This window comes from Blastococcus sp. HT6-4, from assembly GCF_039679125.1.
Taxonomy (GTDB): domain Bacteria; phylum Actinomycetota; class Actinomycetes; order Mycobacteriales; family Geodermatophilaceae; genus Blastococcus; species Blastococcus montanus.
The window spans coordinates 2961539-2987673 of the sequence record NZ_CP155551.1; the positions used below are offsets into that span (position 1 = coordinate 2961539).

The following is a 26135-nucleotide window of genomic DNA, read 5'->3' on the forward strand; positions in this document are numbered from 1 at the left end:
ACCGCGGGAGGGCTCGGCTCATGTCAGCGCTCCCCCGGGGTGTCCGTGCCGGTCGTGCTCGTGGGTGCGGCGGTGGTCGCTCCCGACGCGGCCGGTGCGTCGGGCGCCTGCGGAGCCTGCTCGGCATCGCCCTCACCGCCGGGCAGCACCGCGCCGAGCGGGCCGCCCACGGAGTGGCCGGCGCGCCTGCGCATCAGCAGGTGCACCACGGTCCCGGCGAGGGCGAGGGCGAGGCCGATGCCGATCCACAGCGGCTCCATGACCAGCAGCGCGACAGCCGCGCCCAGGAACAGCACCCGCTCGGCCCAGCCGGCCGGGCCGATCAGCCACTTGCCGGTGACCACGGCGAGCGCGCCCACCGCGAGCGAGGAGGCGACGAACGCGATGGCGACCGTGGCGGCACCGCCCTCGAAGAGCAGGCCGACCCCGTTCGGCGACAGCACGAAGATGAACGGCACCAGGAAGGCCGGCAGCGTGTACTTCCAGGTGAGCCACATGGTGGGCACCGGCTTGCCGCCGGTGATCGCGGCCGCGGCGAACGGCGAGAGCGCCGTCGGCGGCGACACCTCGCTGAGCACGGCGTAGTAGAAGATGAACATCGCCGCGGCGAAGGGCTCGACGCCCACCTGCTGGAGAGCCGGCGAGATGATCACGAACGAGATGATGAAGCTCGCCGTGACCGGTACGGCCAGGCCGAGCAGGACGACGACGATGGCCGAGAACAGCGCGGTCAGCACCAGGCTGCCGCCGGAGAAGTCGACGATGATGCCCGCGAGCCGCAGCGCCAGACCGGTGAGGGTCATGACGCCGACGATGATCCCGGCGACCGCCATGACGGGGATGACCGAGAGAGCACCGACCGCGCCCTGGCCCAGCGCGTGCCAGATCCGCTTCGGCGTCATCCAGTGCTCGCGGTCCAGCCAGCTCAGCAGGAAGGCCAGCGCGGTCGCGTACACGACGGCGCGGAAGGGCGTGTAGCCCAGGGCCAGGAAGAAGACGATGGCGGCCAGCGAGCTGAAGTGGTACCCGAACCGGAGGAGCAGCCGCCACGCCGACTTGTCCTCCACCTCCACCTGGTGCGTGCCGTGCCGGCGGGCGTCGAACTCGATCGCCAGGATGATCCCGAGGTAGTACAGGATCGTCGGGATGGTCGCCCAGATCAGCACCTCCAGGTAGGAGACGTTGAGCAGCTCGGCGATGATGAACGCCGCGGCGCCGAGGGTGGGCGGCGACATGATGGCGCCGATACCGGCTGCGGCGAGCACACCGCCGCCGGCCTCCGACGAGTAGCCGGCCTTGCGCAGCAGCGGCCAGCCGAAGCCACCGAGGGTCACCGTCGTGGCCACGCCGGAGCCCGACACCGTGCCGAGCAGGAAGCCTGACAGCGTCACCGTGCGGCCGGGACCGGCCGCCGACTGGCCGAAGGCGGCGAACGACAGGTCGATGAAGAACTTCGTCGCGCCGGAGGCCGCCAGCACCGCCCCGTAGATGGTGAACAGGATGATGTAGGTCGCGGCGACGTCGAGCGGGACGCCGAAGATGCCCTGGGTCCCCATGACGTTGTGCCCGATCAGCCGCGTCCACTGGAAGTCCGCGGTGGTGAACGGGCTCGGCATCGACGATCCGAAGTACGCCATGGCCAGGAACCCGAGCACCACGAGCGGGACCAGCAGCCCCACCGTGCGCCGGGCCGCCTCCAGCACCAGCAGCACGAGCAGGGTGCCCATGATGAGGTCGGTGTCGGTCGGGACGATGGCCCGGCGGAAGAAGCCCTGCCAGTCCCAGACCATGTAGAGGCCCGGCACGAGCGAGGCCAGGGCGAGGACCCAGTCGAGGATGTTCGGGTGGTCGGCCTTGCCCTGGAGCTTCTCCTTGTCCGACCGGCCCCAGCCGCGGTAGGTCAGGAAGGTCAGGAACAACCCGACGCTGAGGAACAGCGGGAGGTACACCTGCCGGGGCATGGGGTTGAACACCCAGTAGAGGGCGAAGAGGGACAGCCCGACGCCCACGACCGCGACGACGTGGCCGGGGATGCCGGTGAGGTGCCGGGCCGGCTTCTCCGCCTCGAACTCGGCGAGCAGGGCCTCCTCGTCGATGCGGTCGGGATCCACGTCCCGGTCCCCGCCGGGGCCCTTGTCGATGGTCGAGGCGTCCTCGACCCCCGACCGCGCGCCCCGGCTGGCCGGCGCGGCCCCCGGGACGTCGTCCGGAGCCGTGCCGGGTTCGCCGGCCACCTTGGTCGCGCCCCCGCCGTGGGCCGGTTCCGGCCCGGACTGCCGGTGGGTGAGCCGTCGGAGCTTCATCAGCTCTCCTCGATGTCGAGTATCACGGAGGGGTCTTCGGTGACGACGCGCTGCCAGATCGGGACCGGGTCGGCTCCGGGCACGAACAGTGTGCGCTCGCCGAGGTCGGTAGCGGCGATGTGGAGATCGGTGAACACGGCCGGTCGGCTCGGGTCGGGGTCGACCACGAACGGGAGCCGGTCGCCCGGTGGTGACGGCCGCGGCGCGCCCGGGACGGCGTAGTACTCCTCGAGGACGGCGACCTGCTCCGCGGCCAGCTCCACCAGCTCGAAGCGGCCGTCCGGGAGAACCCGGTACCGCTCCTCGGCGAGCGTCCGGTAGATGCTGTTGCGGTACCCGACGGCGAACGTGTCGCCGTCGAGCGGGACCCGCGCGATCAGGTCACCCTCCGGCCCGCGCACGGTGACGAACTGCTCGCCCTCCCCCTGCGTGGCCACCGCCACGACGCCGCCCGCCACAGCGACCCCCGCCAGCACGGCGAGGACCGCGATCAGCAGGCGGCGGCGCACGATCAGCGGGCGGGACGCCCCGCGGCTGCCGGGGCCGGACGACGGTCCGGCGCCCGGCAGCACGAGGGCTCGGGAGGGGGTCAGTCGACCGAGTCGAAGTACGTCTGCGCGCCCGGGCACGTCTCGATGAACTCGATCTCGTCGGCGGTCTCCGCGTCCAGCTCCTCGGCCGCGGGGTGCACGGTGAGCAGCTGCTCCTCGTTCTCGAAGATGGTGCGCGTGATGGTCTCCTGGAGGGCCTCGTCCATGTCGGTCCGGACCACGAGGATGTTCGGCGACACGACGGTGGACACCGCTTCGTCCTGGCCCTCGTACGTGCCGGCCGGGATCTCCTCGGCGAAGTAGTAGTCGCCGTACTGCTCGGCGAGCTCCTCGGCGTACTGGCCGGTCGGGATGAGCACCAGGTCACTGGTGCTCGCGAGGTCGACGATCGCACCGGTCGGCAGACCGCCGGACCAGGCGCCCGCGTCCACCGTGCCGTCCTGGATGGCGGCGACCGTCTCGGCGACACCCAGCTGGACCCGCTCGATGTCGGCCTGCGGGTCGACACCGGCGGCCTCCATGGTCCGGTCGGCGATGACCTCGGAGGCCGAGCCGACGGCGCCGGGCGAGACGCGCTTGCCCGCCAGGTCCTCGATCGAGGTGATGCCGGTGTCGGCCGTCGTGAAGAAGTGGGTGAAGTTGTTGTACGTGTTGCCCAGCGAGCAGACGGCCAGCGGCTCGCTGAACGTGTTCTCCCCGTTCGCGGCGTCGGACACGACGTCGCCGACGGCCAGGGCCATCTGCGCCTGATCGGTGTCGAGCAGCTGCATGTTGTCGACCGATGCGTTGGTCTCCTGGACGGTGACCGTGAGGCCGGGGATCTCGGAGCTCAGGAGGTTGGCCATGCCACCGCCGTAGGGGTAGTAGACCCCGCCGGTCCCACCGGTGGCGAACGTCAGCTGCTCGTTGAACTCCTGGGCGGCGTCGCCACCGGCGGCCGGCTCCTCGGCGTCGTCGCCACCGCAGGCGGTGAGCACGAGGGTCGAGGCGACTCCCAGGGAGAGCAGCAGGCGGGAGCGCTTGCCGGGGTTCGTGCCGAGGGTGGTGGACATCAGTGGCCTTCCTGTGGAGTGCCGACACGGCCGGGCCGGAGAGCCGGCGGCGGGAACGCCGCGGGACGGCCGACCCGCAGCCGGTGAGGCGTGTGCCTGGGCTGTAGGGCAGGTCACAGAAGTGAACCAGGCCACAAAAACGCCTGTCTACTGTTTACAGTGTCACGGGACGGTGACGTTTTCCCACGTGCGCGGGAGGTGCGGTCCGGTGCTGGAGGAACGACCCATCGCGACGCTGCCACTGCGCGAGCACGTGTACGAGCGGCTGCAGGAACTGCTGATCAGCCGCAGCCTGGCGCCCGGCGACCACCTGGTCGAGGAGCGGCTGGCCTCGCAGCTCGGGGTGAGCCGGGGACCGGTCCGGGAAGCGCTGCAGCGCCTGCACCGGGACGGCTGGATCACGATCCGCCCGCGGCACGGGGCCTTCGTGAACCGCCCCACGGTGCAGGAGGTGCACGAGTTCTTCGAGGCCCGGGAGCTCGTGGAGCGCGAGGCGACGCACCTGGCCGCCGAGCGCTGCACCCCCGCGGACGCCGCGCGGCTGCTGGAGATCTGCGACCAGGCCGATGCCGACTGGGCGCGCGGCGTCCCGGCCCAGCAGATGGCCGCCCACACCTCCCGCTTCCACCGCGCCGTCCTGGAGAGCGCCCGCAACCACATCCTGCTGGAGTTCGGCGAGCGGCTCTCCCACCGCAGCCGCTGGTTCTTCGCTCCCCTGGTGTCCGTGAACGCGCCGCGCGCCTGGACGGAGCACCGCCGCGTGGCCGAGCTCATCGCCGCCGGGGAGGCCGACCGCGCCGCCGAGGCGATGCACAGCCACATCGCGCTGTCCCGCGACTCCTACCTCGACATCCATCCCGACGGCGACACCTACGAGGGCTCCGGTCCGGCCCCTCCGTCCGCCCGGGCACTGGGCTCCGGCCGGTGACCACCCCCGGCAGCCCCGAGCGGAGGCAGCGACCCATGGCCCCATGCCCCGTCGTCCTGGTCACCGGCGCATCGAGCGGAATCGGCCGCGCCTGCGTCGATGCCTTCCTCGCGCAGGGGGCGCGCGTCGTCGCCGCCGCCCGCCGCACCGACCGGCTGGAGGAGCTGGCGGCGCGGCACGACGGCGCCGTGCTCCCCCTGGCGCTCGACGTCCGCGACCGGGACGCGGTGAACACCGCGCTCGGGTCGCTGCCCGAGGAGTTCTCGCCGATCGACGTGCTGGTCAACAACGCCGGGCTCGCCCGTGGCCGGACCCCCCTGCACGAGGACGACCCGGACGACTGGGACCAGATGCTCGACACCAACGTGCGTGGCCTGCTCAACGTGTCGGGAGCGGTGCTCCCCGGCATGGTCGAGCGCGGCTCGGGGCACGTCATCAACGTCGGGTCGAACGCCGGCCGCGAGGTCTACCCCGGCGGCACGGTCTACTGCGCGACCAAGGCCGCGGTCGAGCGGATCACCCGCGGCATGCGGATGGACGTCCTCGGCAGCGGCGTCAAGGTCAGCGAGGTCGACCCGGGGATGGTCGAGACCGAGTTCTCCGTCGTCCGCTTCCACGGCGACCGGCAGGCGGCCGACGCCGTCTACGAGGGCGTGACCCCGCTGGCGGCCCAGGACATCGCGAACGTCGTCACCTGGATCGCCGGGCAGCCGCCGCACGTGGTGATCGCCGACGTCCTCGTCTACCCGCTGGACCAGGCGGGCTCGGGGAAGATCGCCCGCAGGAAGGGATGACCGTCCGCTGACGGCCGGGACAGGCACCGGCACGGGAACCGGGCGACGGCGGGACTTCCCGGGCTGGCGCATGGTCTGGGCGCTCTCGGTCACCGAGACCGTCTCCTACGGCGTCCTGTACTACTCCTTCGCCGTCTTCCTCGTGCCGATGCGCGAGGAACTCGGCGCCTCGACCGCGCAGCTCTCCGGTGCGCTCACCCTCGCCCTCGCCCTGACCGGCATCGGCGGGGTGGTGGTGGGCCGGTGGCTGGACCGCTCCGGGCCCCGGTGGATCATGACCGCCGGCAGTCTGCTCGGCGCGGCATCGGTCCTGGCGTGGTCGCGGGCCGACGACCTCGTCGAGCTCTACCTGGCCTTCGCGGGCATCGGGCTGGCCAGCGCCGCGGTGCTCTACGAGCCGGCGTACGCGGTGATCAACACCTGGTTCCGCCGCGACCGGCCGAAGGCGCTGCTGACGCTGACGGTGGTGGCGGGGTTCGCCTCGACGGTCTTCCTGCCCACGTCCCAGTTCCTCATCGACGTGCTCGGCTGGCGGCCGGCACTGGTGGTGCTCGCCGCGGTCGTCGCGGCGTGCGCCGTGCCGCACGCGCTGCTGCTGCGCCGCTCACCGGCCGACCTGGGCCTGGAGCCCGACGGCCGTCCGGACCCCGCGCCGCCGACGTCCGGGACCGGCGTCGGTGCACCGGTCCCCGGGGCCGTCCCCGGCCACGCCCCCTACCGGGGTGCCGGCGCGGCCTGGCGACTGCCCGCGGTGCGCTGGCTGACCCTGGCGACGGCGTTGCAGATGGTGGCGAACGCCGTGGTCGCGGTCTTCCTGGTGGCCTATCTGCTCGAGGCCGGGGCGCCACCCGGGCTCGCCGCGCTGGCGGCCGGAGCGCTCGGAGCGCTCTCGGTGACCGGTCGGGTGCTGCTCACGGTTCTCGCGACGCGGCTCCGCATCGGGACCGTCACCGCCGCGATGGTCGCCGGGCAGGGCCTCGCGGTGGGGCTGCTGTTCCTGCTCCCCCAGCCTGCGGCCACCGTCGTGTTCGTGCTCCTGTTCGGTGTGGGCTTCGGCGTCCTCAACATCGCGCGTCCGGCGCTGCTCGGGCAGTACGTGCCGGGGGCGGTGTTCGCGACGGTGTCCGGGCAGCAGGCCCTGGCCGGCCAGTTCGGCCGGGTCGTGGCACGGCTCGCCGGTGGCGCGTTGATCACCACCTCCGGCTACGGCGCCGGGTTCGCCGCGGTCGCCGGCTGCGCGCTCGCCGCCGCGGTCCTCCTGGTGCTCTCCGAACGGGCCGCCCGCAGCTGACGCGCCCGGGCCGACCGGCGCTCAGACCACCCGGGTGAGCGCCGGCCAGAGCCCGTCCGGGCCGTCGGCGAGCAGACCGGAGGCCAGCACCCGCGACCACACCAGCTCGCTGCCCGCCTCGTCCCGCCACGACCACAGCCGGCGGGTGAGGTGGTGCAGCTTGTGCTCCTGCGTGAAGCCGATCGCGCCGTGCACCTGGTGCGCCAGCCTGGCGACGACCTCCACCGCGGCGCCCGCCCGCACCTTCGCCGCCGCGGCAGCGAGAACGACGTTCCCGCCCCGGTCCAGGGCCTGGACGGCGGCGTCGGTCAGCGCCGTCACGGCGGTCACCTCGCCGGCCATCTCGGCCAGCTCCATCTGGATCGCCTGGAACTTGCCGAGCGGACGGCCGAACTGCTGCCGCTCCCCCGCGTACTGCACCGTCCACGCCAGCACCTGCTCCAGCGCCGCGGCCAGCTGCACCGCCCGCGCCAGCGCGTACCGCGCCCGTAGCTCGCCCGCACGGGTCTCGCTCAACAGCGCCCCGCTGGCCGCGGCCTGCTCCAGCACCAGCGAGCCGCGCGGCTCGCCGGCCAGGTTGTAGGCGTCGGACGCCGGGAGCGACGAGACGTCGACCAGCGCCAGGACCGCACCCTCGATCCCGCCCGGGGCGGGCGCCAGGACGACGACGCGCGAGGCCACCCCCGCCCACGCGACGTCGGGGACGGTGCCGGTCAGCGTGAACCGCCCCGGGCCGTCGCCGTCGTCGACCGGGTGGACGGTCACCGCGTCGGCGATCGCGAACGTCGTCGGCTCCTCCGGCGAGGGCAGGTCGAGGTCCGCGGCCAGGAGAGCCGGCCCGGCCACCAGCAGCTGCTCGGCCACCGGCACCGCGCCGGCGCCCGCGGCGAGCGTCCGGACGATCGCCACCGCGTCGGCCAGCTCACCGCCGGAGCCGCCGGCCTCCTCGGGCAGCCCGACACCGGTCAGCCCGGCGTCGGCCAGGGCCGACCACAGGCCCGCGTCCCAGCGCCGGTCGGCGGTCAGCGCGAACGGCTCGAATCCGGTGAGGATGTCCCGGACGGTCTCGACCACCAGGTCCTGGTCGGACATCAGCCCTGTCCCCCGCTCGACTCCACGCTCGTTCCGCTCCTCGCTCGTACGTCAAGGCCGCCTCCGCGGTCGGTCCGCTCCTCGCTCGTTCCTCGCTGCGATGCTCCTGCCCTGTCGGCGGCCGCCTCGCTGCGATGCTCGCTCGCTGTCGTCATCGCAGCCCCAGTCCACGAGCGACGATCCCGCGCAGGATCTCGTTGGTACCGCCCCGCAACGTGTAGCCCGGCGCGTGCAGCTGCGCCTCGGCCAGCGCCCGCGCAAGCGGATCGGGCGAGTCGAGCGAAGGCGTCACGTCGACCACCTTCCGGATCTCCTCGATGACGTCGCCCTCGAACGACGTCCCGACGTCCTTGACCAGCGCGGCCGGGATGTTCGGCAGCTCACCGCGGTCCAGCGCGGCGGCGATCCGCAGCGACATCTGCCGCAGCGCCAGCACCCGCGCCGAGATCCGCCCGAGCACCGCCAGCTGCGCCGGGTCGCCCGAGTCGGCGACTCGACGTCCGAACTCGGCGACGAGCGGATACGTCGACAGGAACCGCTCCGGCCCCGACCGCTCGAAGGCCAGCTCCGCGGTCACCTGGTGCCAGCCGTTGCCCTCCTCGCCCAGCAGCATGTCGCCCGGGACGACGACGTCCTCGAACACCACCTCGTTGAAGTGGTGCCCGCCGTCGAGGATGCGGATCGGGTTGATCGTGATACCCGGCAGCGACAGGTCGATCAGCAGCTGCGACATGCCGGCGTGCCGGTGCGCAGGGTCCGACGGCGCGGTGCGCACCAGCACGATCCCGTAGTGGGAGTGGTGCGCGTTCGACGTCCACACCTTCGCGCCGTTGACCACCCAGTCGCCGTCGGCGTTGCGGACGGCCTTCGTGCGGATCGAGGCGAGGTCCGAGCCCGAGTCGGGCTCGCTCATCCCGATGACGAAGAAGCACTCCCCCGCGACGATGCGCGGCAGGATCTCCTGCCGCTGCTTCTCGGTGCCGTAGGTGAGGAGGTTCGGCCCGGACTGCCGGTCGGCGATCCAGTGCGCGGCCACCGGGGCGCCGGCGGCGAGCAGCTCCTCGGTGACGGCGTAGCGCTCCATCGCCGAGCGCTCGTGGCCGCCGTACTTCTTGGGCCACGTCATCCCGAGCCAGCCGCGCTCGCCCAGCTTCCTGGAGAACACGGGGTCGACGCCGGACAGCCAGGTGTCCACGTGCGTCTCGAAGGTGCCGGCGGCGAGCTCGGCGGCGAGGAACTCGCGGACCTCCGCCCGCACCTGCTCGGCTGCTTCCGACCGCGGCGCGGGCGCCAGCGTCAACGCGTTGCTCATGCGACTCCCCTGTGTGGCGGTGCTCACCGCCGTTGTACAGGGCGTCCGGGGAGCCCGTGCCGCCGGGCTCCCGGACGGCCGAGCTCAGCTGTCCGCGTCGTTCTCCTCCGACGGGCCGCGGGTGAGCTGGCGCAGCTCGTCGGCGACCGTCCCCAGCGACGTCAGCGCTCCGGACACCAGCCGGCGCACCCCGTGGATGTCCAGGCCCAGCGTCGCACCCATCCCGGACCCGCCCTCCAGCCCGCTGAGCTCGCCGTCGGCGGGCGCCCGCCGGGCCAGGTCCGGCGACCAGCGCATCGCGTCGCCCGACATCGACCAGTCACCCGTGGCGCCGTCGATCGCCTCGGTGATCGGGTTCCCGCGAGCCGATGTGTCCATGACCGCCTCCCAACCGGAGTTCCTCCCATGGTGACCCCTCGCGGCGCCATCCGGAAGGTCAGACCCGGCTGAGCACCAGCAGCGCAATGTCGTCGGCCCGGTGCTCCCCGGTCAGCTCGGCCAGCAGCCGGTCGCACAGCTCCTCGGGCCCGGCGGGCAGTGCACGGGCCGCCACTTCCCGCAGCCGGTCCAGCCCCGTGTCGATGTCGGCCCCCCGGCTCTCCACCAGCCCGTCGGTGAACAGGACCAGCGTCGACCCCGCCGGCAGCACACCGGCCCACTCCTGCGCCGGCGCCGGTGGTGCGCCCAGCATCCGCGTCGGCCGCACCGGCAGGTACTCCGCCGACCCCTCGGAGCACAGCAGCGGCGGCAGGTGCCCGGCCGACGCGATCCGCAGCTCCCCCGATGCCGGGTCCAGCGTGGCGAACAGCGCCGTCGCCATCCGCTGCAGCTCGTACAGCGCCCAGCTGCGGTGCAGCCGGTCGACCAGCGCCCCCGGTCGCTGCTGGTCGACCAGCAGCGCCCGGTAGACGCTTCGCAGCTGGCCCATCGTCGCCGCGGCCGTGATGTCGTGGCCGACCACGTCACCGACCGCGAGCGCCACCCGGTCGTCCGGCAGCCGGACGACGTCGTAGAAGTCCCCGCCGACGTCGACCCCCTGCGTCGCCGCCGCGTACCGCACCGCCATCACCAGCCCCGGAACCTCCGGGGGCGAGGGCGGCAGCAGGCTCGCCTGGAGGGTGTGCGACGTCCGTTCCTCGAACTCGAACCGCTGCGCCTTGTCCACCACCTGCGACAGCTGCAGCGCGAGCTGCTCGGCCATCTCGACGTCGGCCGCGGTCAGCGGCGGGCGGCGCCGGTCGGCACCGAAGGTCACCACGCCCAGCCGCCGGCCCTCCACGATCAGCGGCACGCTGACCAGCCCGACGAGCTCCAGCCGGCGGGCGGCCTCCCGGTGCTCCTCGTCGAGGGTGATCGCGTCGAGCACCGCCTGGCCCCCGTCGGCCTCCCGGATCCACTGCGTCCGCCCCTCGCGCAGCGCCCGCAGGCCGACGTGCACCGGTGAGCGCTCGGGCGCCTGCTCCTCGCGCAACCGGTCGATCAACGGCTGCCGGGACGGGTCCCGGTGCCGTGCCACCGGGCGGGCCATCCCGTGCTCGGTCACCAGGTCGATCACGCACACGTCGGCCAGCCTCGACACCGCCAGCCCGGCCAGCCGCTCCACCGTGTCGGTCACGTCGGCCGCATCGGCCATCAGCCGGGCGGCCTCCAGCAGGAACGCCGCCCGCTCCCCCTGCAGCCGGGTCTGCTCGTACAGCCGGACCCGCTCGAGCGCCTGCCCGGCCTGTCGGCCCAGCGTCCAGAGCAGGTCGACCTCCGCCGGCGTCAGCGGCCGGTGCTCACCGGGCTCCTCGAGGCTGATCAGGTCACCGCGCTTGGGGCCGCCCCGCGCGAGCACGAGCACGCCCAGCCGCTTGCTGTCGGCCGACACCGGCACGATCACCAGGTCGGAGAGCTCGTCGGCGGACATCGCCGCCGCGAGTTCTGGCTGGTCGGCCCGCAGCCGGGCGTCGTGCACGATCGAGCGCAGCCCCTGGGCCAGCTCCAGCGCCAGGCGGCTGCCGGCCGCCTCCCGCAGGCGGCGCAGGAGGCGCACCGACAACCCGTCGGAGCGCACCGGGCGCAGGGCAGGCAGCCCGTGCGGGTCGCCGGCCTCGCCCTCGACCAGCACGAGCGCCGCGCCGCGGGCCTTCAGCGCCGCCCGCCCGCGCTGCACGATCACCGTTGCCACGTCCTCGGGCGTCATCGCGGCGGCCAGGTCGAACACGACCTTCTGCACCGTGCGCGACCGGGCCTCCGAGTCCTCGGCCAGCCGCTGCGCGGCGAGCAGCTCCCGCTCGTAGCGGCGGCGCGCGGTCGCCTCGAACAGCGTCGCGCGCACCAGCAGCGGCGACCCGTCGTCGTCGCGGACCTCGACGGCGTTGAGCAGGCAGGGCAGCAGCGAGCCGTCGACCCGCGTGATGTCGATGGCGATCTCCCGCACCGCGCCCTGCATCCGCAGCAACGGCACCAGATGGGTCTCGTAGAAGACCCGGCCGCCGACGGTGAGCAGGTCCTGGAACCGGGTGCCCAGGAGGTCGGCGGGCGGCCGGCCGGTCCAGGCGGAGAACGTCCGGTTGGCCTTGACCAGCCGGCCGTCGGGCAGCGTCGACAGGTAGCCCATCGGCGCGTTCTCGTACAGGTCGGCCGGGTCCTCCTCCAGCAGCCGGTCCAGTTGCGTCGCCGGGTCCCGGCCGCCCCCGGGGTCGGTTCCGCCGCCCCCGCCGGTCACGGCGTCAGGAACGCACGGATGGCGGCGATCGTCTCCTCCGGCGCGGACAGTTGCGGCACGTGCCCGGTCGCCCGCATGCGCACCAGCACGCTCCCGGCGATCTGCTCGTGCACGAACTGACCGACCGAGTCGGGGGCGATGGCGTCGGTGCTGCACTGCAGCACCAGGGTGGGCACCTCGACGCCGGCGAGGTCGGCCCGGTTGTCCGACAGGAAGGTCACCCGCGCGAACTGCCGGGCGATGTGCGGCGCGGTCCGGCAGAAGCTGTTGGTGAGCTCGTCGGCCAGCTCCGGCCGCTCGGGATTGCCCATGATCACCGGGGCCATCTGCGCCGACCAGCCCAGGTGGTTGCTGTCCAGCGCGTCCAGCAGGCCGATGATGTCCCCGCGGCTGAACCCGCCCACGTAGTCGACGTCGTCGATGTACCGCGGGTTGGGCCCGATCATCACCAGCGCGCCGAACAGCTCGGGAGCCCGGTGGTAGGCCAGCAGCCCGATCATCGCGCTCACCGAGTGGCCCACCAGCACGACGTCGGTCAGCGCCAGTTCCCGGAGGATCTCCACGAGGTCGGACGCGTACCCGTCGAGGGAGTCGTACTTGTCGGGGTCGTAGGCCGACAGGTCCGACTGCCCCGACCCGACGTGGTCGAACAGCACCACGCGGTGGTCGACGGCGAACTCGGGGACGACCAGACGCCACAGCGTCTGGTCGCAGCCGAAGCCGTGCACGAAGACCATCGGCCGCCCGTCCGGCACACCGATGACGCTGACCCGATTGCGCGCCACGACGCTGCCCACGGAGCCGACCGTAGTGGACCCCGCGCCCGCTGTCGCCGCCCCCCGTGATGCCGTCGGGCCCGCTCCGCACCACGGCTCACCGTGGGTCACGCAGGCGCGACGGACCGCCGCGCGTCGCCGGACCGCGCTCGCGCACGCCGGGGAGCGGCCCGGAAACCACTGTCGCGCCGTCCGCGGCCGCCCCTACCCTGCGACGCGTCCGGACCCCGGACCACCGGCCGAACCACCGAACGAGGCGCGCGCCATGACCACCGCCACGGCCCTCCCCACCATCCGCGCCGTCCCGCTGTCCGTGCGCACGGACAGCCCGCCGGCCCCCACCTCGGCGCCGCCCGGCCGCGCGGCGACCTACCAGCGAGTGCTGCACCAGCTGGCCCGCCGCGAGCTCGGCACCCTGGCCGACGTCGCCACCTGGGCGCCCGACGGCGAGTGCGCCCGCACCGGCACGCTCACCTGCCACGCCGCGCTGCTGGCCCGGGTGCTGCTGCACCACCACGCCGTCGAGCGGGAGTCGGTGTGGCCGGCGCTGCTCCGGGCGGTACCCGCCGGCTCCCGGCCCGCCGCCGAGGCCGCCGTCGCCAGCTGGACCGTCTCCTGCACCCGCATCGACGCCGCGCTCCGCGACCTCGACACGCTCGCCCGCCAGTGGTCGGTGAGCGGCACCGCCCGTGCCCGGGACGGCTTCGCCCGTGCCTGCCGCAGGCTCGCCGACGACGTCGACGCGCAGACCGCCGAGGAGGAGGCCACGCTGCTCCCCCTGCTCGACGCGCACCTCACCGACGCCGACTGGGCGGCGATCATCCGCACCGCCCGGTGCGGTCTCTCCGGCCGCCAGCAGCTGCTCGTGCTGGGCCTGGCACTGGAGGACTGCTGCGCCGGTGACCGCGCCCGGTTGCTGCGCGGGACCCGCCGCTCCACCCGGCTGGCCTGGTGGCTCCACGGCCGGCGGCGGTACCGCGCGTCGGTGGTGCGGTTGCGCGGCGCCCCGCCGGCGCGCTGAGGAGCTCCTCGCGCCCGGCGGTCACCAGCCGGCGGTCAGTAGCGGGACGTCCCGCAGTCGCGGCAGCGCTTGCGCGCGGCCGTCACCATCACGTGGCAGTTGTCGCAGACCCAGGTGGTCCGTTCCTTCGTCGCGGTGCTCATGGCCGCCTCCCCTCGTCAGACACGTCCACGACGGTAGGAAACCGCTGTGACGAGGAGGTGTCCGGAGAGTTGCGCTTGGACGCCAACTAATTCGCCCCGCGGCGCCCGCGGGCTACGGCCGGTCGATCCGGACGGTGCCGCGCCCGAGGTCCACCCCGAAGGGCGGATCGCCGTCCTGCACGTCGTCGCGCACGATGTCCCGCGCGCGCTGCTGCTCCAGACGCCGCGAACGGGCCCCGCAGCGCGGCCCACGGCAGCAGCACGATCGTGCTCGCGGCGTACGTCGTCCGGCGCAGGACGTGCCAGGCGCTGGCGACCAGCCCGACGTCGGTGACCCGCACGCGGGGGTTGCCGGTCAGGCCCCAACCCACCCGGTCCAGCCCGGTCCGGTCGCGGGCGTCGGCAGGTCGATGCCCGGGGTCTGCGTCACAGGGCCGGACCACAGTGCGCGCGGCACGGTGCGCGGACACCCCCGACGTGCGCAGAATGGGCAGTTGCCGCGAAGGCGCCGGCCGAGGCGCTGTGCACCACCATTCCAGTAGAGAGCGATGTGCGTTGTCGACAGCTCGACCGGCGGAGTCCCTCGACGCCGAGATCACGGCGGAACAGACCTACGTCACCGGCCTCCACCAGCGGCTCGACGAGGTGCGGGCGCGCACCGTGATGCGGCTCGAGGAGGCGCTGGCCACCGTCCCGCACAACCCGCAGGCGATCGGTGAGCGGGAGGCCGCCGTCGAGCTGCACTCCCAGCGGATCGTCGCGCTCGACGCCGCCGACAGCGGGCTGTGCTTCGGCCGGCTCGACCGGCACGACAGCGAGGTGGCGCGCTACGTCGGCCGGATCGGCCTCAACGCCGACGACGGCCGCGAGGAGCCGCTGCTCGTCGACTGGCGTGCCCCGGCCGCGCAGCCGTTCTACACCGCCACCCCGCTGCACGACCTGGGCGTCCGGCGCCGCCGGCACATCCGCACCCGCGGCCGCACCGTCGTGGGCGTCACCGACGAGACCCTCGACCTCACCGATCCGGACCTGGCCCAGCGCTCCGGGCTGGCCGGCGAGTCGGTCCTGCTGGCGGCGCTCAACGCCACCCGCACCGGCCGGATGAACGACATCGTCCGCACCATCCAGGCCGAGCAGGACCGCATCATCCGCGCCGACCACCGCGGCGTCCTCGTCGTCCAGGGCGGCCCGGGGACCGGGAAGACCGCCGTCGCGCTGCACCGCGCCGCCTACCTGCTCTACACGCACCGGGAGCGGCTGGCCCGCAGCGGCCTGCTCATCGTCGGCCCCTCCCCCACGTTCCTCTCCTACATCGCCGACGTGCTGCCCTCCCTCGGCGAGACCGGGGTGGTGCTCGCCGACCTCGGCGGCCTCCGCCCCGGCCTGCAGGCGCACGCGCCCGAGCGCCCCGAGGTGGCCGTGGTCAAGGGTCGGGCGGCGATGGTCGACGTCGTCACCGCGGCGGTCCGCGACCGGCAGGCCGTCCTCGACAAGCCGGCCGTGCTCACCATCGACGGCACCGCGCTGCGCGTCACCAAGGCCGACGCCGCCCGCGCCCGCTCCCGTGCCCGGTCCGTCTCCCGGGTGCACAACGAGGCCCGGCCGGCCTTCGCCCGCGCCCTCGTCGACGTGGTCGCCCGCAAGTACGCCGACAAGCTCGGCGAGAACGTCCTCGGCGTGGCCAACCTCCTCGGCGAGGGCGACGTCGCCGCGCTGCGCCGTGAGGTGACGGCCGAGCCCGCCGTCCACGCGCTGATCGACCGGCTCTGGCCCCGGCTCACCGCCGAGCGGCTGCTGCGCGACCTGTTCTCGTCGCCGCGGCGGCTCGAGGCGGCGACCCGCGGCTGGGCCGACGCCGACCGCGCACTCCTCCTCCGCCCGGCCGACGCCCCCTGGACCCCCGCCGACGTGCCGCTGCTCGAGGAGGCCGACGAGCTGCTCGGCGTCGACGACAGCGCCGAGCGCACCGCCGCGCGCCGCGAACGGCAGCGCCGGCTGCGGCACGCCCAGGAGACCCTCGACCTGCTGCACGGGTCGCGCTCCACCGACTGGGAGACCGAGGAGGATTCCGAGGAGCTGTCGGCCGGGGACCTGCTCGACGCCGAGGGCCTGGCCGAGCGGCAGGAGGTCACCGACCACCGGTCGACGTCGCAGCGCGCGGCCGCCGACCGCACCTGGACCTACGGGCACGTGATCGTCGACGAGGCGCAGGAGCTGTCGGCCATGGCCTGGCGGGTGCTGCTCCGCCGCTGCCCCACCCGTTCGATGACGCTGGTCGGGGACGTCGCCCAGACCGGCTCGGCCGCCGGCGCCTCGAGCTGGGCCGAGGTGCTCGAACCGCTCCTGGGCCCCCGGGGCGGCTCCTCCTGGCGCATGGAGCAGCTGACCGTCAACTACCGCACCCCGGCCGAGATCATGGAGGTCGCCGCCGACGTGCTCCTCGCCGGCGGGGCGGGCACGTCGGCCGCCCGGTCGGTGCGCTCCACCGGCGACGAGCCGTGGGCCAGGCAGGTGACCGAGGAGCAGCTGATCGCCGCCGTCGCCGATGCGGCCGCGGACCTGGATGCGGCCGAGGGCACCCTCGCCGTCGTCGTCCCGCGCAGCCGGGTCGACGCGGTCACCGCGGCCGTGCGGGCGGCCGTCCCGTCGGCGTCGGCCGACGGCGACCTCACCGCCGGCCCCGTGGTGCTCACCCCCGAGGGCAGCAAGGGCCTGGAGTTCGACTCCGTGCTCGTCGCCGACCCCGCCGGGATCCTGGTCGAGGGGGTGCGCGGCCACAACGACCTCTACGTCGCCCTCACCCGCGCCACCCAGCGGCTGGGCGTCGTCCACCCCGGTGAGCTGCCGGACGAGCTCAAGCGGCTCGACCGGCGCTGAGGGGTTCCCGGGAGGTCTGTCTCCGCCCACCGGGGGTGGGCAGAGACAGACCTCCGGCGGATCGCCGTCAGGCGCTGTCGCGCACCCGGAGGACGACGCCGCTCCTCGGCCTCGCCGGGATGCGGTGCAGGGCGATCGTCAGGTCCTGCTCCGGCACCTCGTAGTCCAGCCGGGCGAGCTTCCCGGCCAGTGCCGACAGCAGCGCGACGGTGATCTGCTCGCCGGGACAACGGTGGTTGGTGCGCGGGTCACCGCCGCCCTGGGGCACCAGCTCGAACTCGCCGATCTTCCGGTCGAGGAACCGCTCCGGGCGGAAGGCGTACGGCTCCTCCCACAGAACGGGGTCGTGGTTCTGCCCGTAGAGATCGAGCAGCACCATGGCGTTCTCCGGGATCCGCCGCCCGTCGAACTCGACCTCCCGCGGCGCCCGCCCGCCGATGAACGGGGCGAACGGGTAGAACCGCCGCACCTCGTGCGCCCACGCCTCGGCGAACGCCGGCTCGCCGGAGGCCAGCCGGTCGCGGTGGCCCGGCCACCGGATCAGCGCGTGCCCCGAGAACGCCAGGAACCAGGCGACCGCCGTGGTCGGCCGGATGATGTTGAGCAGCTCGACGGCCGCCACGTGCGGGGCCAGCTGCGTCCCGTCGGCGTCCCGGTGCCGGGCGACGACGTCGACCGCCGAGCCCGGCGGCACCGAGGCCACCCCGCTGCGCACGTCGCGGACGAGCTGCGCCAGCCACCTCTCGCGGCGGCCCCGTGCCCGCCGCGCCCGGAAGTGCCGCGGCCCGCCGGTGGCGAACCCGTCGACCATGGCGACCAGGTCACGCGCCAGGTCGGCCACCTCGTCGTCGCGCACCGGGATCCCCGCCCAGCGCGTGACCGAGCCGGCGATCACCCGGCTCGCCTCGTCGAAGACGACGATCCGCGGCCGGCGGGCCCACCCCGCGGCCGCGTCGTCCCAGGCCGCGGCCGCCTGCTCCACCAGGGAGGCGATGCCGTCCTCCCGCATGAGCAGCGCCACGAACATGGCCTTGCGCACCCGGTGCATCTCGCCGTCGAGGGTGTGCACCGCGCCCTTGCCGAACAACGTGCCCTGCACCGGCTCGGGGATGGCGTGCGACCGGCGCACGTGGTCCTCGTCGTAGAGGAACCGGGCGGCGTCCGGGCCCTCGAGGCCGTACGCCGGCATGCCGCCGAGCCGGGTCGCCACCGACCGCCCGCCGGCTCTCCGCCGCTCGTCGGGCAGCCAGGCATAACCCTTTCCGAGCAACTTCAGGCCGTTCTCGAGTCGAGGCATGGGCACCTGCCTGCCCAGCGCCCCGGCCCGGCAATCACGCTCACCCGGGCCGCTGCTCCTGCGTCCGGTCGTCGCGCTCCGCGGTGGCGGCGTCGGGCGGCGGGGCGTCGATGTCGGCGGCCGAGGTGCCGTGGCCGAGCCGGCGCAGCAGCCCCGCCACCTCCAGGGCGGCGGCCGAGGACGCGTCGTCGGAGAGCGCGTCGGCCACGGTGCGCAGCGCCTCGGCCAGCGCCCGCTCCTCGTCGTTGAGCATCCCGCGGTAGGCCGGGTCCAGCAAGTAGCCGGTGGGCGGGGTGGAGAGGCAGCCGATCAGGTCCAGCAGCACCTCCAGCCGGCGTGCGGCCTCGGCCGGCGAGTCGTCCGCCGCGCTCATCGCCACCGTCTCGACGTCCTGCTCCCACAGCCGCGCCCGGGCCCGGTCCTCCCGCAGCGTCAGCACCGTCCCGGTGCGCCGGGCCGTGCCGGAGCCCTGGGTCTGCAGCGCCATGCGCACCTGGTGGGCGATGCGGACCAGGTCGTCGTCGAGCATCGAGGTGCCCACGAACAGCACGTGCCGGGTGAGCAGCAGCGAGTGCAGCACCCCGGCCAGCGCGGCACCGGTGCTGCCGAAGCGCAGGTACTCCTCCCGCGTCAGCACCACGCTCTCCGGATGGGCGGCGTCGCCGTGCAGCTTGAGCAGCCAGGGCCGCCCCGGCTCGGCCTCCTCGTAGGGCAGCACCGTCACGCGACGGCCGATGTCGCCGGCGGCCAGCTCCACCAGCGGGTCGTAGTTCGTGGTCACGAACTCCTGCACGGGGAGGTCGGCGATCAGCGCGTGCGCCAGCGCGTAGGACCCGGGGCCGAACCGCTCGGTGACGAACGCCTCCAGCTGCTCGGGCCCCAGCTCGCGGGCCAGCAGCGCGGCGGAGTCCAGCGGTGGCAGCCGCGCGAGCCCCGCCCGCAGGTCGCCGTCCAGCCCGGAACGGGTGGCCAGCTCCTCGACGAGCTGCTCCCAGGTGGGCAGCCCCGCCGCCGCGCTCACCCCCGCGCCGATGAACAGGGCCAGCTGCCCGCGGCGGGCCCGCTCGCCCAACTGCCCGGCCAGCTCCCCCAGGCGCGCCGGCAGGTCCCAGCCGCCCTCCTGCCCGCGCCGCACCCGCTGGGCGGCGGCCAGGTCGCTCGGCCCACGCAGCACCAGGGCGACGTCGAAGCCGTGCTCCCCGGCGGCCTCCCGCAGCACCGGCAGCAGCTCCCGCAGCAGGGCCCCGCGCTCGCCCGCCGCCCCGCCCCAGCCGGTGCCCAGCGCCGGCAGCCCGACCAGCCGGCGCGCGCGCCCGTGCACCGGATCGGGGACGTCGCGGCGGGCGACGGCGGCCAGCGCCTCCCGCGCGCCGTCGAGCAGCCAGGGCAGCCCCCGCCCGCCGTCGTCGACGGTGTCGACCAGCCAGGTCCGCCGGGGGCCGTGGCCGGGCACCTCGAGCACCCGCTCGTCCCCGGCCCACGACATCCCGACGCAGTCGCCGTCGGGCTGGCGGTCGGTGATCAGCTCCTCGGGCAGCAGCGGACGCCAGCTGCGGGTCACCCGCAGCGAGCGGTCGGTGGGTACCAGGACGTCGTCACAGGCCAGCCGGGTCAGGTCGGCGCCGACGACGAACACGTGACCGCTCACCCACCGCCCTTACCCGGAGTCGGGCGGGTATGCCCGGGGCGCGGCCGGGGAAGGCGGCTCAGGAGCCGCAGCCCCCCGCACCGCAGGCGCAGCCGCCGCATCCGGCAGGCGCCGCGGGCACCGGAGCGGAGGCGGCGGCGCGCAGGCTCACCGCCCCGATCAGCAGCGGCACCGCCAGGCCGGCGACGCCGATGGCGGCCACCACGGTCGCCAGCTCGGCGGCACGGTCCCAGTCCTGGGCGATCCCGGTGACGACGAGCAGTCCGGTGACCAGCACCGACCACACCAGCAGCGCCAGGCCGATGCGCCGGGTGGGGCCGCCGCGGGACAGCAGCGCCGCGGAGACCGCGAGCAGCACGACCGGCGCGCCGACCAGCAGCACCGTGGCCGACAGCGCCGCCGACGCGACCGCCACCACGAGCCCCACCGCGCCGACCGCCACGGCGACCGTGCCCAGGGTGCGGGCGCGCCGGGCCAGTTCACCGTCGACGACGCCCGTGCGGGCGCCGCTCAGGAGCACCGCGCCGCGGAGCGCCAGGAACAGCCCCAGCGACCCGAGCAGCAGCCGGGCGCCGATGCCGGTCCACACGACCGCGACCACGGCGACCACGATCATCACGATGCCCAGGGCCAGCCAGCGGGGCCACGTCCGCCGGGCCACCTCCGGGCTCGCCGTACCCGCAGTGCCGGCCGTCAGGATTCCGGTTCCACCGTTCGCCACGGCACCAGTCTCCCTCACCGGCGCCACCGCCCGGGGAGGCACCGGACCGGCGGTCGTGCCACGCTGATCATCTCCGCGCTCCACGCGGCGGGAACGAGTCAGGAGGGCACCGGGATGAGCATGCGGAACAACGCCCGGTCGGCCGAGGGAACGGCACGACGGGCCGCCGACAGCGACGGTCTGGAGCACCTGGCCCGGGTCGGGTTGATCGCCTACGGGCTGGTCCACGTGCTCATCGCCTGGCTGGCGCTCCAGCTGGCGTGGGGTGTCGGCGGAGCCCAGCAGGCCGACCAGACCGGGGCGCTGGCGACCCTCGCCCAGCAGCCGCTGGGCGAGCCGCTGCTCTGGGTGCTCGCGGTGGGGCTGCTCGCGCTGGCGTTGTGGCAGGCCGCCGAGATCCTCCGCTGGCGGCACGGCTGGACGGCGTCGGGGAAGGCCCGCACCACGGCCCTGGAGCGGTCGGGCAAGGCCGTCGCCAAGACCGTCGTCTACCTGGCGCTGGCCGTCCTGGCGTTCCGCTTCGCCAGCGGCGGTGGGCAGAGCGGCGGTTCCAGCAGCCCGCAGCAGACCACCGCCGGTGTCTTCGGCTGGCCGGGCGGGCGGTGGCTGGTCGGCGCCATCGGGCTGGTCGTCGTCGGGGTCGGCGCCTACCACGTCTACAAGGGCGTCTCGAAGCGGTTCCTCAAGGAGATCGACCTCACCGACTGCTCCCCCGCCGCCACGAAGACGGTGACCCGGCTGGGTCAGGTCGGGTTCCCCGCCAAGGGCGTCTCCCTCGCGCTGGTCGGCGGGCTGCTGGTCTGGGCCGCGATCACGTTCGACGCGGCCAGGGCCGACGGCCTCGACGGCGCGCTCCACTTGGTGCTCGACGCCCCAGCCGGCCGGCTGCTGCTGACGCTGATCGCCGTCGGCATCGCGGCGTTCGGCGTCTTCTGCTTCGTCCGCGCCCGCTACCCCGAGCGGACCTGACGCCGCCGGTGCCGCCCGCCCGCTCCCTGACCGGCCGGGTCCACGACCTCGTCGACCGGATCCGCCGGGTCACCGACCACCCGGTCCTCACCCACCTGGCGCGCGCCGGCCTGGTCGCCTACGGGGCGATGCACCTGCTCATCGCCGTCCTCGCCGGGCGCATCGCCCTCGGGCTGCGCGGCGCGGACGCCGACCAGACCGGCGCGCTCCTCACCGTCGGGGCCGGGCCAGGCGGCCGGGTGCTGCTGTGGGCGATCGGGCTGGGCATGCTGTCGCTGGCCGTCTGGCAGGCCGCCGAGGTGCTGCTCTGGTGGCACGGCCTGCTCGACGGCGAGCACCGGATCCGCACCGCCGTCGTCTGCGCCAAGTGCCTGGCCAAGGGCGCGGTGTACGGCTTCCTGGGCATCACGGCGCTGCTGTTCGCCGTCGGCCTGGAGTACCAGGCCGACGAGCGGCTGCGCGAGCTCACCGAGGAGACGCTGCTGATCCCCGGTGGAGCGGCCTTCGTGGGGGCGGCCGCGGCGGGGGTGATGGCGGTCGGGATCTACACGTTCGTGCGCGGCTGCACCGGCGGGTTCATGCGGGACATCGACCTGCCCGCGGCCCCGGACAGGTGGGAGCCGGTCATCGAGGGGCTGGGACGGGTCGGCTACCTGGCGAAGGGCATCGCGTTCGGGCTGGTCGGCGTCCTGCTGGGGCGGGCCGCCACCTCCGCGGACGTCGCCACCGCCACCGGTCTGGACGGCGCGATGCGGGCGATCGCCGGGGTGGCGGCCGGGCCGTGGCTGCTCGCCGGGACCGCGGCCGGGTTCGGCGCGTTCGGGGTCTACGCCCTCGCCCGCGCGCGGTACCCGGACCGCGACCCGTCGAGCTAGTTCCGGGGACCGCCGGCGACGTAGACGACCTGGCCGGAGACGAAGCCCGCACCCTCGCTGCAGAAGAAGGAGACCGTGTGCGCGATGTCCTCCGGCACCCCGGCGCGCGCCACCGGGATCGCCGCCGCACGCTTCGCCACGTACGGCTCCCACTCCTCGCCGATCCGCGCCGCCGTCGCCTTGGTCATGTCGGTGACGATGAACCCCGGCGCGATGGCGTTGGCGGTGACGCCGAACTTGCCCAGCTCGACGGCGACGGTCTTGGTGAAGCCCTGCAGACCGGCCTTCGCGGTGGCGTAGTTCGCCTGGCCGCGGTTGCCCAGCGCGGAGGTGCTCGACAGGTTGACGATCCGGCCCCACTTGGCGTCGATCATGTGCTTCTGGGCGGCGCGGGTCATGAGGAACGAGCCGCGCAGGTGCACGTGCATGACGATGTCCCAGTCGGCGTCGCTCATCTTGAACAGCATGTTGTCGCGGGTGACGCCGGCGTTGTTCACCAGCACCACCGGGGGGCCCAGCTCCGCGGCGATCCGGTCGACCGCCGTCTGCACCTGCTCGGCGTCGCCGACGTCGGCCCCGACGGCCAGCGCCCGGCCGCCGGCGGCCTCGATCGCCTCGACGGTGCCGCGGGCGTCGTCCTCCTTCAGGTCGATCACCGCGACGGCGAAGCCGTCGGCGGCCAGCCGCTGCGCGGTGGCGGCACCGATGCCGCGGGCGGCACCCGTGACGATCGCGACGCGGGGGTTACCAGTGGGCTCGGACATGCAGAACTCCTCTGAGTGGTGGGGACGGCTCCGGCCCCGACCGGACGATCATCGCGAGCGTGCGCGCGGGACGCGGGACGGGGTCCTCCGTCAGACCCGCTCGAACAGCGCGGCGAGGCCCTGGCCGCCGCCGATGCACATCGTCTCCAGCCCGTAGCGGGCACCGCGGCGGTCCATCTCGCGCAGCAGCGTGGCGAGGATGCGGCCACCGGTCGCGCCCACCGGGTGGCCCAGCGAGATGCCCGAGCCGTTGACGTTGGTGCGCTCCCAGTCGGAGTCGGTGAAGCCCCACTCCTTGGCGACGGCGAGCACCTGGCTGGCGAAGGCCTCGTTGAGCTCGATGAGGTCGACGTCGGCGAGCTCCACGCCGGCCAGCGCCAGCGCCTTCGCCGTCGCGGGCACCGGGCCGATCCCCATCGTCTTCGGCGGCACGCCGCCCACGCCGAAGGACACCAGCCGGGCCAGCGGGCGCAGTCCCAGCTCGGCGGCCTTCTCCGGGTGGGTGACGATCGCGACGGCGGCGCCGTCGTTCTGGCCGGAGGCGTTGCCGGCGGTGACCGTCGCGTCGGGGTCGTTCTTGCCCAGGATGGGGCGCAGCTTGGCGAGGGTCTCGACCGAGGAGTCGGGGCGGATGTGCTCGTCGCGGTCGACGACGGTCTCGCCCTTCCGGTGCTTCACCGTCACCGGGACGATCTCGTCGGCGAACCTGCCCGCGTCGGTGGCGGCGGCGGCGCGCTGGTGGCTGCGGACGGCGTACTCGTCCTGCTCCTCGCGGCCGATCCCGTACTCCCGCCGGACGTTCTCCGCGGTCTCCAGCATCCCGCCGGGCACCGGGTGGTTCTGGCCGCCGGCGGTGACCCGGCCGCGGGCCAGCCCGTCCTCCAGCAGCACGCCGGGCCCGGGCTTGACGCCCCAGCGCATGGCGGTCGAGTAGAAGGGCGCGTTGCTCATCGACTCGGCGCCACCGGCCAGGACGACGTCGGAGGCGCCGGACTGCACCTGCATCGCCGCGTAGATGACCGCCTGCAGGCCGGAGCCGCACCGCCGGTCGACCTGCAGACCGGAGGCGGTGACCGGCAGGCCGGCGTCGAGGGCGGCGACCCGGCCGAGGGCCGGGGCGTCCATCGTCGGGTAGCAGTGGCCGAGCAGCACGTCGTCCACCGACTCCGGCGGCAGGCCGGTGCGCTCCATCAGCGCCCGGATCACCGTGGCCGCGAGCTCCTGGACGGGGACGTCGCGCAGCGAGCCCCCGAATCCGCCGACCGGCGTCCGCAGGGGCTCGCAGATGACCGCATCCCGCACGTGGTCCTCCTCGTTGGTCCGCATCCGGCGCGCGTCGGGCCGGCTCGACGCCCCGAGTCTGCCCGGCGGGCGCTCGTCGCGCGCCCCCGGCCCCGTCCGGCGGTGCGCGGCACGGGTCAGGAGGCGGCGGTCTCGACCCGCTCGGCGCCGAGCATGTGCCACAGCCCGGTGATCTCCAGGGGCCGGATGACCGCGCGGGTGGCGGCCAGGACGCGCAGCTTCACGTCGGCCGCCGCCGCGCGGCGGTGGACGGCGGCCAGGGCGCAGAGCCCGGCCGAGTCCAGGAACGTCACGGCGGTCAGGTCGACGACGATCTCCCGCGGCCCGGCCTCGAGCAGCCCCTCGAGCGCGGCGCGCACCTGCGGCGCGGAGGTGGAGTCGATCTCGCCGGTCGCGGCGAGCCGCGGCCCGGCCGGCGGACCGAGGACCTGCAGCGTGACCAACGAGTCGGAAGAGGGTTCCACGGAAGCGCCGGAGCGGTCGAGGGAGGATGCGGTCACGGGGTGCCTCTCGGGCGGGTACCGGACCAGTGAGCCTGAGCCGCGTGCGACGCGACGACCATCACTGGGATGGCGGCTGCTGTTGAACCGCACGTCCGACGGTAGGCACCGGCGCGCCCGAATGCAAGGGACCGCTGGTCACGGGCGAGCCAGGGGCGGACCGGTCGGGCTGTGAACGAGCTCTCCCCGGCGATGTCCCGGGGCCACGGATACTGGGCGGGTGACCGAGTCGCGCCCGTCGTCCCGCCGCCTGTCCCCGCTGCTGCTCGTGGTGGTCCTGGCGGGGGTGGCCGTCACCGTGGGGGCCTTCGCGGTGCTCGACTGGGTGGCCGCGACCGGCGTCGCCGCCGTCGTCCTCACCGCCGTGGCCATGGTGGTGGCGGGCTGGAACTGGGAGTCGCACGCGACCTTCGAGGAGCGCGAGCTCGCCCGCGCCCGCCGGCGCGCCCGGAAGTGGGACCGCAACGCCGGCGCGCGCGCCCGGGACCGCGCGCGGTGGGAGGCCCACCAGGCGCGCAAGGCCGCGCAGGCACGCGCCACCGGCTCGCCGGGCAGCACCTCGGGCAGCACCGCGTCGGGGACGGCCGGCGCGCCGGACGCCGGCCGGTAAACCGCTCGACGCCTCGGGGCGGCGTCCCTACGGTGACCGGCATGCGGAACTTCGTGCGGCTGCGCTCCCTCTGAGCCCCCGCTCCCCCTCGAGCTGAACCGCCGCGGCGCGGCCCGTGCTGCCGCCCGCCGTCCGCGCCCGACCCGGGCGCCGCTCCCCCTCCGTCCGGCCGATCCGGTGCCGCGCGCACCCCCCGGACGCTCCGTGCCGACCTCCCGTGGAGGTACCTCGTGTCACGTCCTGCCCTGCCCGCTCCTGCCACCGAGGCGCGCACCGCCCTGCCCGACCCCGAGCGCGCCGCGTTCGACCGGCTGGCCGCCGCCGTCCTGGCCCGTCCGTCGGCGCCGCTCGGTGCGGTCCTGCGCGCCCAGCTGCCCGGCCCGGCCGGGGTCCGCTGGCTGCGCCAGGAGGCCCTGCCCCCCACCACCCGGGCCGGTGCCCTCACCGCGGCGCAGTGGGGATCGCTGTACCACTGCTGGGCGGCGACGGCCCCCGTGCCGGCCCCCGGCCCGGCGGGCGGCCGGGCCGGCGGCCGCACCTCGCCGCACGGGCACGCGCCGGGGGCCATGGCCGCACCCCGCTGGGGTTCGTGACCGCCC

At 74.7% G+C, this 26135-nt stretch carries 24 protein-coding genes; 9 read left to right on the top strand and 15 right to left on the bottom strand.

Translation table 11 applies throughout. The features are described 5' to 3' along the window. Nucleotides 1-23: 23 nt before the first annotated feature. The 3 genes from ABDB74_RS14125 to ABDB74_RS14135 all read right to left on the bottom strand — a co-directional run bounded on the left by ABDB74_RS14125 (nt 24) and on the right by ABDB74_RS14135 (nt 3906). A complete protein-coding gene (locus ABDB74_RS14125; RefSeq protein ID WP_346619311.1) occupies nt 24-2303 on the bottom strand; it encodes a TRAP transporter fused permease subunit in 2280 nt (759 codons plus the stop codon). Next, nucleotides 2303-2812: a hypothetical protein gene (locus ABDB74_RS14130; protein WP_346619312.1), complete on the bottom strand. Its 510-nt coding sequence runs from the start codon at nt 2810-2812 to the stop codon at nt 2303-2305. The genes ABDB74_RS14125 and ABDB74_RS14130 overlap by 1 nt, the downstream gene beginning before the upstream one ends. 80 nt (nt 2813-2892) lie before the next feature. Beyond that, complete coding sequence (locus tag ABDB74_RS14135; protein ID WP_346619313.1) at nt 2893-3906, bottom strand: TAXI family TRAP transporter solute-binding subunit; 1014 nt, start codon at nt 3904-3906, stop codon at nt 2893-2895. A 208-nt stretch (nt 3907-4114) separates the two neighbouring features. On the opposite strand from ABDB74_RS14135, the gene ABDB74_RS14140 reads away from it, so the two are divergent. The 3 genes from ABDB74_RS14140 to ABDB74_RS14150 all read left to right on the top strand — a co-directional run bounded on the left by ABDB74_RS14140 (nt 4115) and on the right by ABDB74_RS14150 (nt 6919). Further along, nucleotides 4115-4834, top strand: a complete 720-nt coding sequence (locus ABDB74_RS14140; protein WP_346619314.1) for a GntR family transcriptional regulator — start codon at nt 4115-4117, stop codon at nt 4832-4834. A 35-nt stretch (nt 4835-4869) separates the two neighbouring features. Continuing rightward, on the top strand, nt 4870-5628 hold the full coding sequence (locus ABDB74_RS14145) for an SDR family NAD(P)-dependent oxidoreductase (protein ID WP_346619315.1): 759 nt from the start codon (nt 4870-4872) through the stop codon (nt 5626-5628). 70 nt (nt 5629-5698) lie between these two features. Then, entirely contained in the window at nt 5699-6919 is a 1221-nt protein-coding gene (locus ABDB74_RS14150; protein ID WP_346619316.1) for an MFS transporter, read from the top strand. 21 nt (nt 6920-6940) lie between these two features. Here ABDB74_RS14150 and ABDB74_RS14155 read toward each other — a convergent pair whose 3' ends face one another. The 5 genes from ABDB74_RS14155 to ABDB74_RS14175 all read right to left on the bottom strand — a co-directional run bounded on the left by ABDB74_RS14155 (nt 6941) and on the right by ABDB74_RS14175 (nt 12830). Further along, nucleotides 6941-8011 carry an acyl-CoA dehydrogenase family protein gene (locus ABDB74_RS14155; RefSeq protein ID WP_346619317.1) on the bottom strand — a complete coding sequence of 357 codons (1071 nt, stop codon included), beginning with the start codon at nt 8009-8011 and terminating at the stop codon, nt 6941-6943. Between the two features lie 151 nt (nt 8012-8162). Further along, nucleotides 8163-9323 carry an acyl-CoA dehydrogenase family protein gene (locus tag ABDB74_RS14160; protein ID WP_346619319.1) on the bottom strand — a complete coding sequence of 387 codons (1161 nt, stop codon included), beginning with the start codon at nt 9321-9323 and terminating at the stop codon, nt 8163-8165. 84 nt (nt 9324-9407) lie between these two features. Further along, the gene (locus tag ABDB74_RS14165) at nt 9408-9701 is read right to left on the bottom strand and encodes a hypothetical protein (RefSeq protein ID WP_346619320.1); all 294 of its coding nucleotides are present in this window, start codon (nt 9699-9701) and stop codon (nt 9408-9410) included. 58 nt (nt 9702-9759) lie between these two features. Next, nucleotides 9760-12033: a SpoIIE family protein phosphatase gene (locus tag ABDB74_RS14170; protein WP_346619321.1), complete on the bottom strand. Its 2274-nt coding sequence runs from the start codon at nt 12031-12033 to the stop codon at nt 9760-9762. Continuing rightward, complete coding sequence (locus ABDB74_RS14175; RefSeq protein WP_346619322.1) at nt 12030-12830, bottom strand: alpha/beta hydrolase; 801 nt, start codon at nt 12828-12830, stop codon at nt 12030-12032. The genes ABDB74_RS14170 and ABDB74_RS14175 overlap by 4 nt, the downstream gene beginning before the upstream one ends. 244 nt (nt 12831-13074) lie before the next feature. Between ABDB74_RS14175 and ABDB74_RS14180 the strand changes: the two genes are divergently transcribed. Next, nucleotides 13075-13830: a hemerythrin domain-containing protein gene (locus ABDB74_RS14180; protein WP_346619323.1), complete on the top strand. Its 756-nt coding sequence runs from the start codon at nt 13075-13077 to the stop codon at nt 13828-13830. Nucleotides 13831-14085: 255 nt separating this feature from the next. Here ABDB74_RS14180 and ABDB74_RS20730 read toward each other — a convergent pair whose 3' ends face one another. Beyond that, complete coding sequence (locus tag ABDB74_RS20730; protein WP_407062174.1) at nt 14086-14193, bottom strand: DUF6191 domain-containing protein; 108 nt, start codon at nt 14191-14193, stop codon at nt 14086-14088. Between the two features lie 335 nt (nt 14194-14528). On the opposite strand from ABDB74_RS20730, the gene ABDB74_RS14185 reads away from it, so the two are divergent. Then, the gene (locus ABDB74_RS14185) at nt 14529-16850 is read left to right on the top strand and encodes a helicase (protein WP_346619324.1); all 2322 of its coding nucleotides are present in this window, start codon (nt 14529-14531) and stop codon (nt 16848-16850) included. Nucleotides 16851-16917: 67 nt separating this feature from the next. On the opposite strand, the gene ABDB74_RS14190 is transcribed toward ABDB74_RS14185, so the two are convergent. From ABDB74_RS14190 to ABDB74_RS14200, 3 genes are read right to left on the bottom strand one after another with little or no spacing between them, the layout of a single operon-like run. After that, nucleotides 16918-18147 carry a cytochrome P450 gene (locus ABDB74_RS14190; RefSeq protein ID WP_346619325.1) on the bottom strand — a complete coding sequence of 410 codons (1230 nt, stop codon included), beginning with the start codon at nt 18145-18147 and terminating at the stop codon, nt 16918-16920. A 40-nt stretch (nt 18148-18187) separates the two neighbouring features. Continuing rightward, nucleotides 18188-19795 (bottom strand): SIR2 family protein, encoded by a 1608-nt coding sequence (locus ABDB74_RS14195; protein WP_346619326.1) that lies wholly within the window; start codon nt 19793-19795, stop codon nt 18188-18190. Between the two features lie 58 nt (nt 19796-19853). Further along, nucleotides 19854-20516, bottom strand: coding sequence for a hypothetical protein (locus ABDB74_RS14200; protein WP_346619328.1), 663 nt, complete (start codon nt 20514-20516; stop codon nt 19854-19856). A gap of 114 nt (nt 20517-20630) precedes the next feature. Here ABDB74_RS14200 and ABDB74_RS14205 point away from each other — a divergent pair, with 114 nt between their 5' ends. Beyond that, nucleotides 20631-21485 carry a DUF1206 domain-containing protein gene (locus tag ABDB74_RS14205; RefSeq protein WP_346619329.1) on the top strand — a complete coding sequence of 285 codons (855 nt, stop codon included), beginning with the start codon at nt 20631-20633 and terminating at the stop codon, nt 21483-21485. Between the two features lie 8 nt (nt 21486-21493). Further along, nucleotides 21494-22360, top strand: a complete 867-nt coding sequence (locus tag ABDB74_RS14210; protein ID WP_346619331.1) for a DUF1206 domain-containing protein — start codon at nt 21494-21496, stop codon at nt 22358-22360. On the opposite strand, the gene ABDB74_RS14215 is transcribed toward ABDB74_RS14210, so the two are convergent. From ABDB74_RS14215 to ABDB74_RS14225, 3 genes are all read right to left on the bottom strand, one after another. Beyond that, nucleotides 22357-23124 carry an SDR family oxidoreductase gene (locus ABDB74_RS14215; RefSeq protein ID WP_346619332.1) on the bottom strand — a complete coding sequence of 256 codons (768 nt, stop codon included), beginning with the start codon at nt 23122-23124 and terminating at the stop codon, nt 22357-22359. The two genes, ABDB74_RS14210 and ABDB74_RS14215, sit on opposite strands and share 4 nt — an antisense overlap. A gap of 90 nt (nt 23125-23214) precedes the next feature. Next, the gene (locus ABDB74_RS14220; RefSeq protein WP_346619333.1) at nt 23215-24450 is read right to left on the bottom strand and encodes an acetyl-CoA C-acetyltransferase; all 1236 of its coding nucleotides are present in this window, start codon (nt 24448-24450) and stop codon (nt 23215-23217) included. 92 nt (nt 24451-24542) lie between these two features. Then, nucleotides 24543-24890 (bottom strand): STAS domain-containing protein, encoded by a 348-nt coding sequence (locus tag ABDB74_RS14225; protein ID WP_346619335.1) that lies wholly within the window; start codon nt 24888-24890, stop codon nt 24543-24545. A 256-nt stretch (nt 24891-25146) separates the two neighbouring features. On the opposite strand from ABDB74_RS14225, the gene ABDB74_RS14230 reads away from it, so the two are divergent. Together ABDB74_RS14230 and ABDB74_RS14235 are read left to right on the top strand one after the other, a co-directional pair. After that, nucleotides 25147-25536, top strand: a complete 390-nt coding sequence (locus tag ABDB74_RS14230) for a hypothetical protein (RefSeq protein ID WP_346619337.1) — start codon at nt 25147-25149, stop codon at nt 25534-25536. 230 nt (nt 25537-25766) lie between these two features. Then, on the top strand, nt 25767-26129 hold the full coding sequence (locus ABDB74_RS14235) for a hypothetical protein (RefSeq protein WP_346619338.1): 363 nt from the start codon (nt 25767-25769) through the stop codon (nt 26127-26129). Nucleotides 26130-26135: the final 6 nt, after the last annotated feature.

Excerpts from the sequence above, each read along its gene's own strand:
- ABDB74_RS14145 (WP_346619315.1), top strand. The coding sequence starts at position 4,870 with ATGGCCCCATGCCCCGTCGTCCTGGTCACCGGCGCATCGAGCGGAATC.
- ABDB74_RS14165 (WP_346619320.1), bottom strand. The coding sequence starts at position 9,701 with ATGGACACATCGGCTCGCGGGAACCCGATCACCGAGGCGATCGACGGC.
- ABDB74_RS14150 (WP_346619316.1), top strand. The coding sequence starts at position 5,699 with ATGGTCTGGGCGCTCTCGGTCACCGAGACCGTCTCCTACGGCGTCCTG.
- ABDB74_RS14220 (WP_346619333.1), bottom strand. The coding sequence starts at position 24,450 with ATGCGGACCAACGAGGAGGACCACGTGCGGGATGCGGTCATCTGCGAG.
- ABDB74_RS14135 (WP_346619313.1), bottom strand. The coding sequence starts at position 3,906 with ATGTCCACCACCCTCGGCACGAACCCCGGCAAGCGCTCCCGCCTGCTG.
- ABDB74_RS14215 (WP_346619332.1), bottom strand. The coding sequence starts at position 23,124 with ATGTCCGAGCCCACTGGTAACCCCCGCGTCGCGATCGTCACGGGTGCC.
- ABDB74_RS14180 (WP_346619323.1), top strand. The coding sequence starts at position 13,075 with ATGACCACCGCCACGGCCCTCCCCACCATCCGCGCCGTCCCGCTGTCC.
- ABDB74_RS14190 (WP_346619325.1), bottom strand. The coding sequence starts at position 18,147 with ATGCCTCGACTCGAGAACGGCCTGAAGTTGCTCGGAAAGGGTTATGCC.
- ABDB74_RS14125 (WP_346619311.1), bottom strand. The coding sequence starts at position 2,303 with ATGAAGCTCCGACGGCTCACCCACCGGCAGTCCGGGCCGGAACCGGCC.
- ABDB74_RS14160 (WP_346619319.1), bottom strand. The coding sequence starts at position 9,323 with ATGAGCAACGCGTTGACGCTGGCGCCCGCGCCGCGGTCGGAAGCAGCC.
- ABDB74_RS14205 (WP_346619329.1), top strand. The coding sequence starts at position 20,631 with ATGAGCATGCGGAACAACGCCCGGTCGGCCGAGGGAACGGCACGACGG.
- ABDB74_RS14155 (WP_346619317.1), bottom strand. The coding sequence starts at position 8,011 with ATGTCCGACCAGGACCTGGTGGTCGAGACCGTCCGGGACATCCTCACC.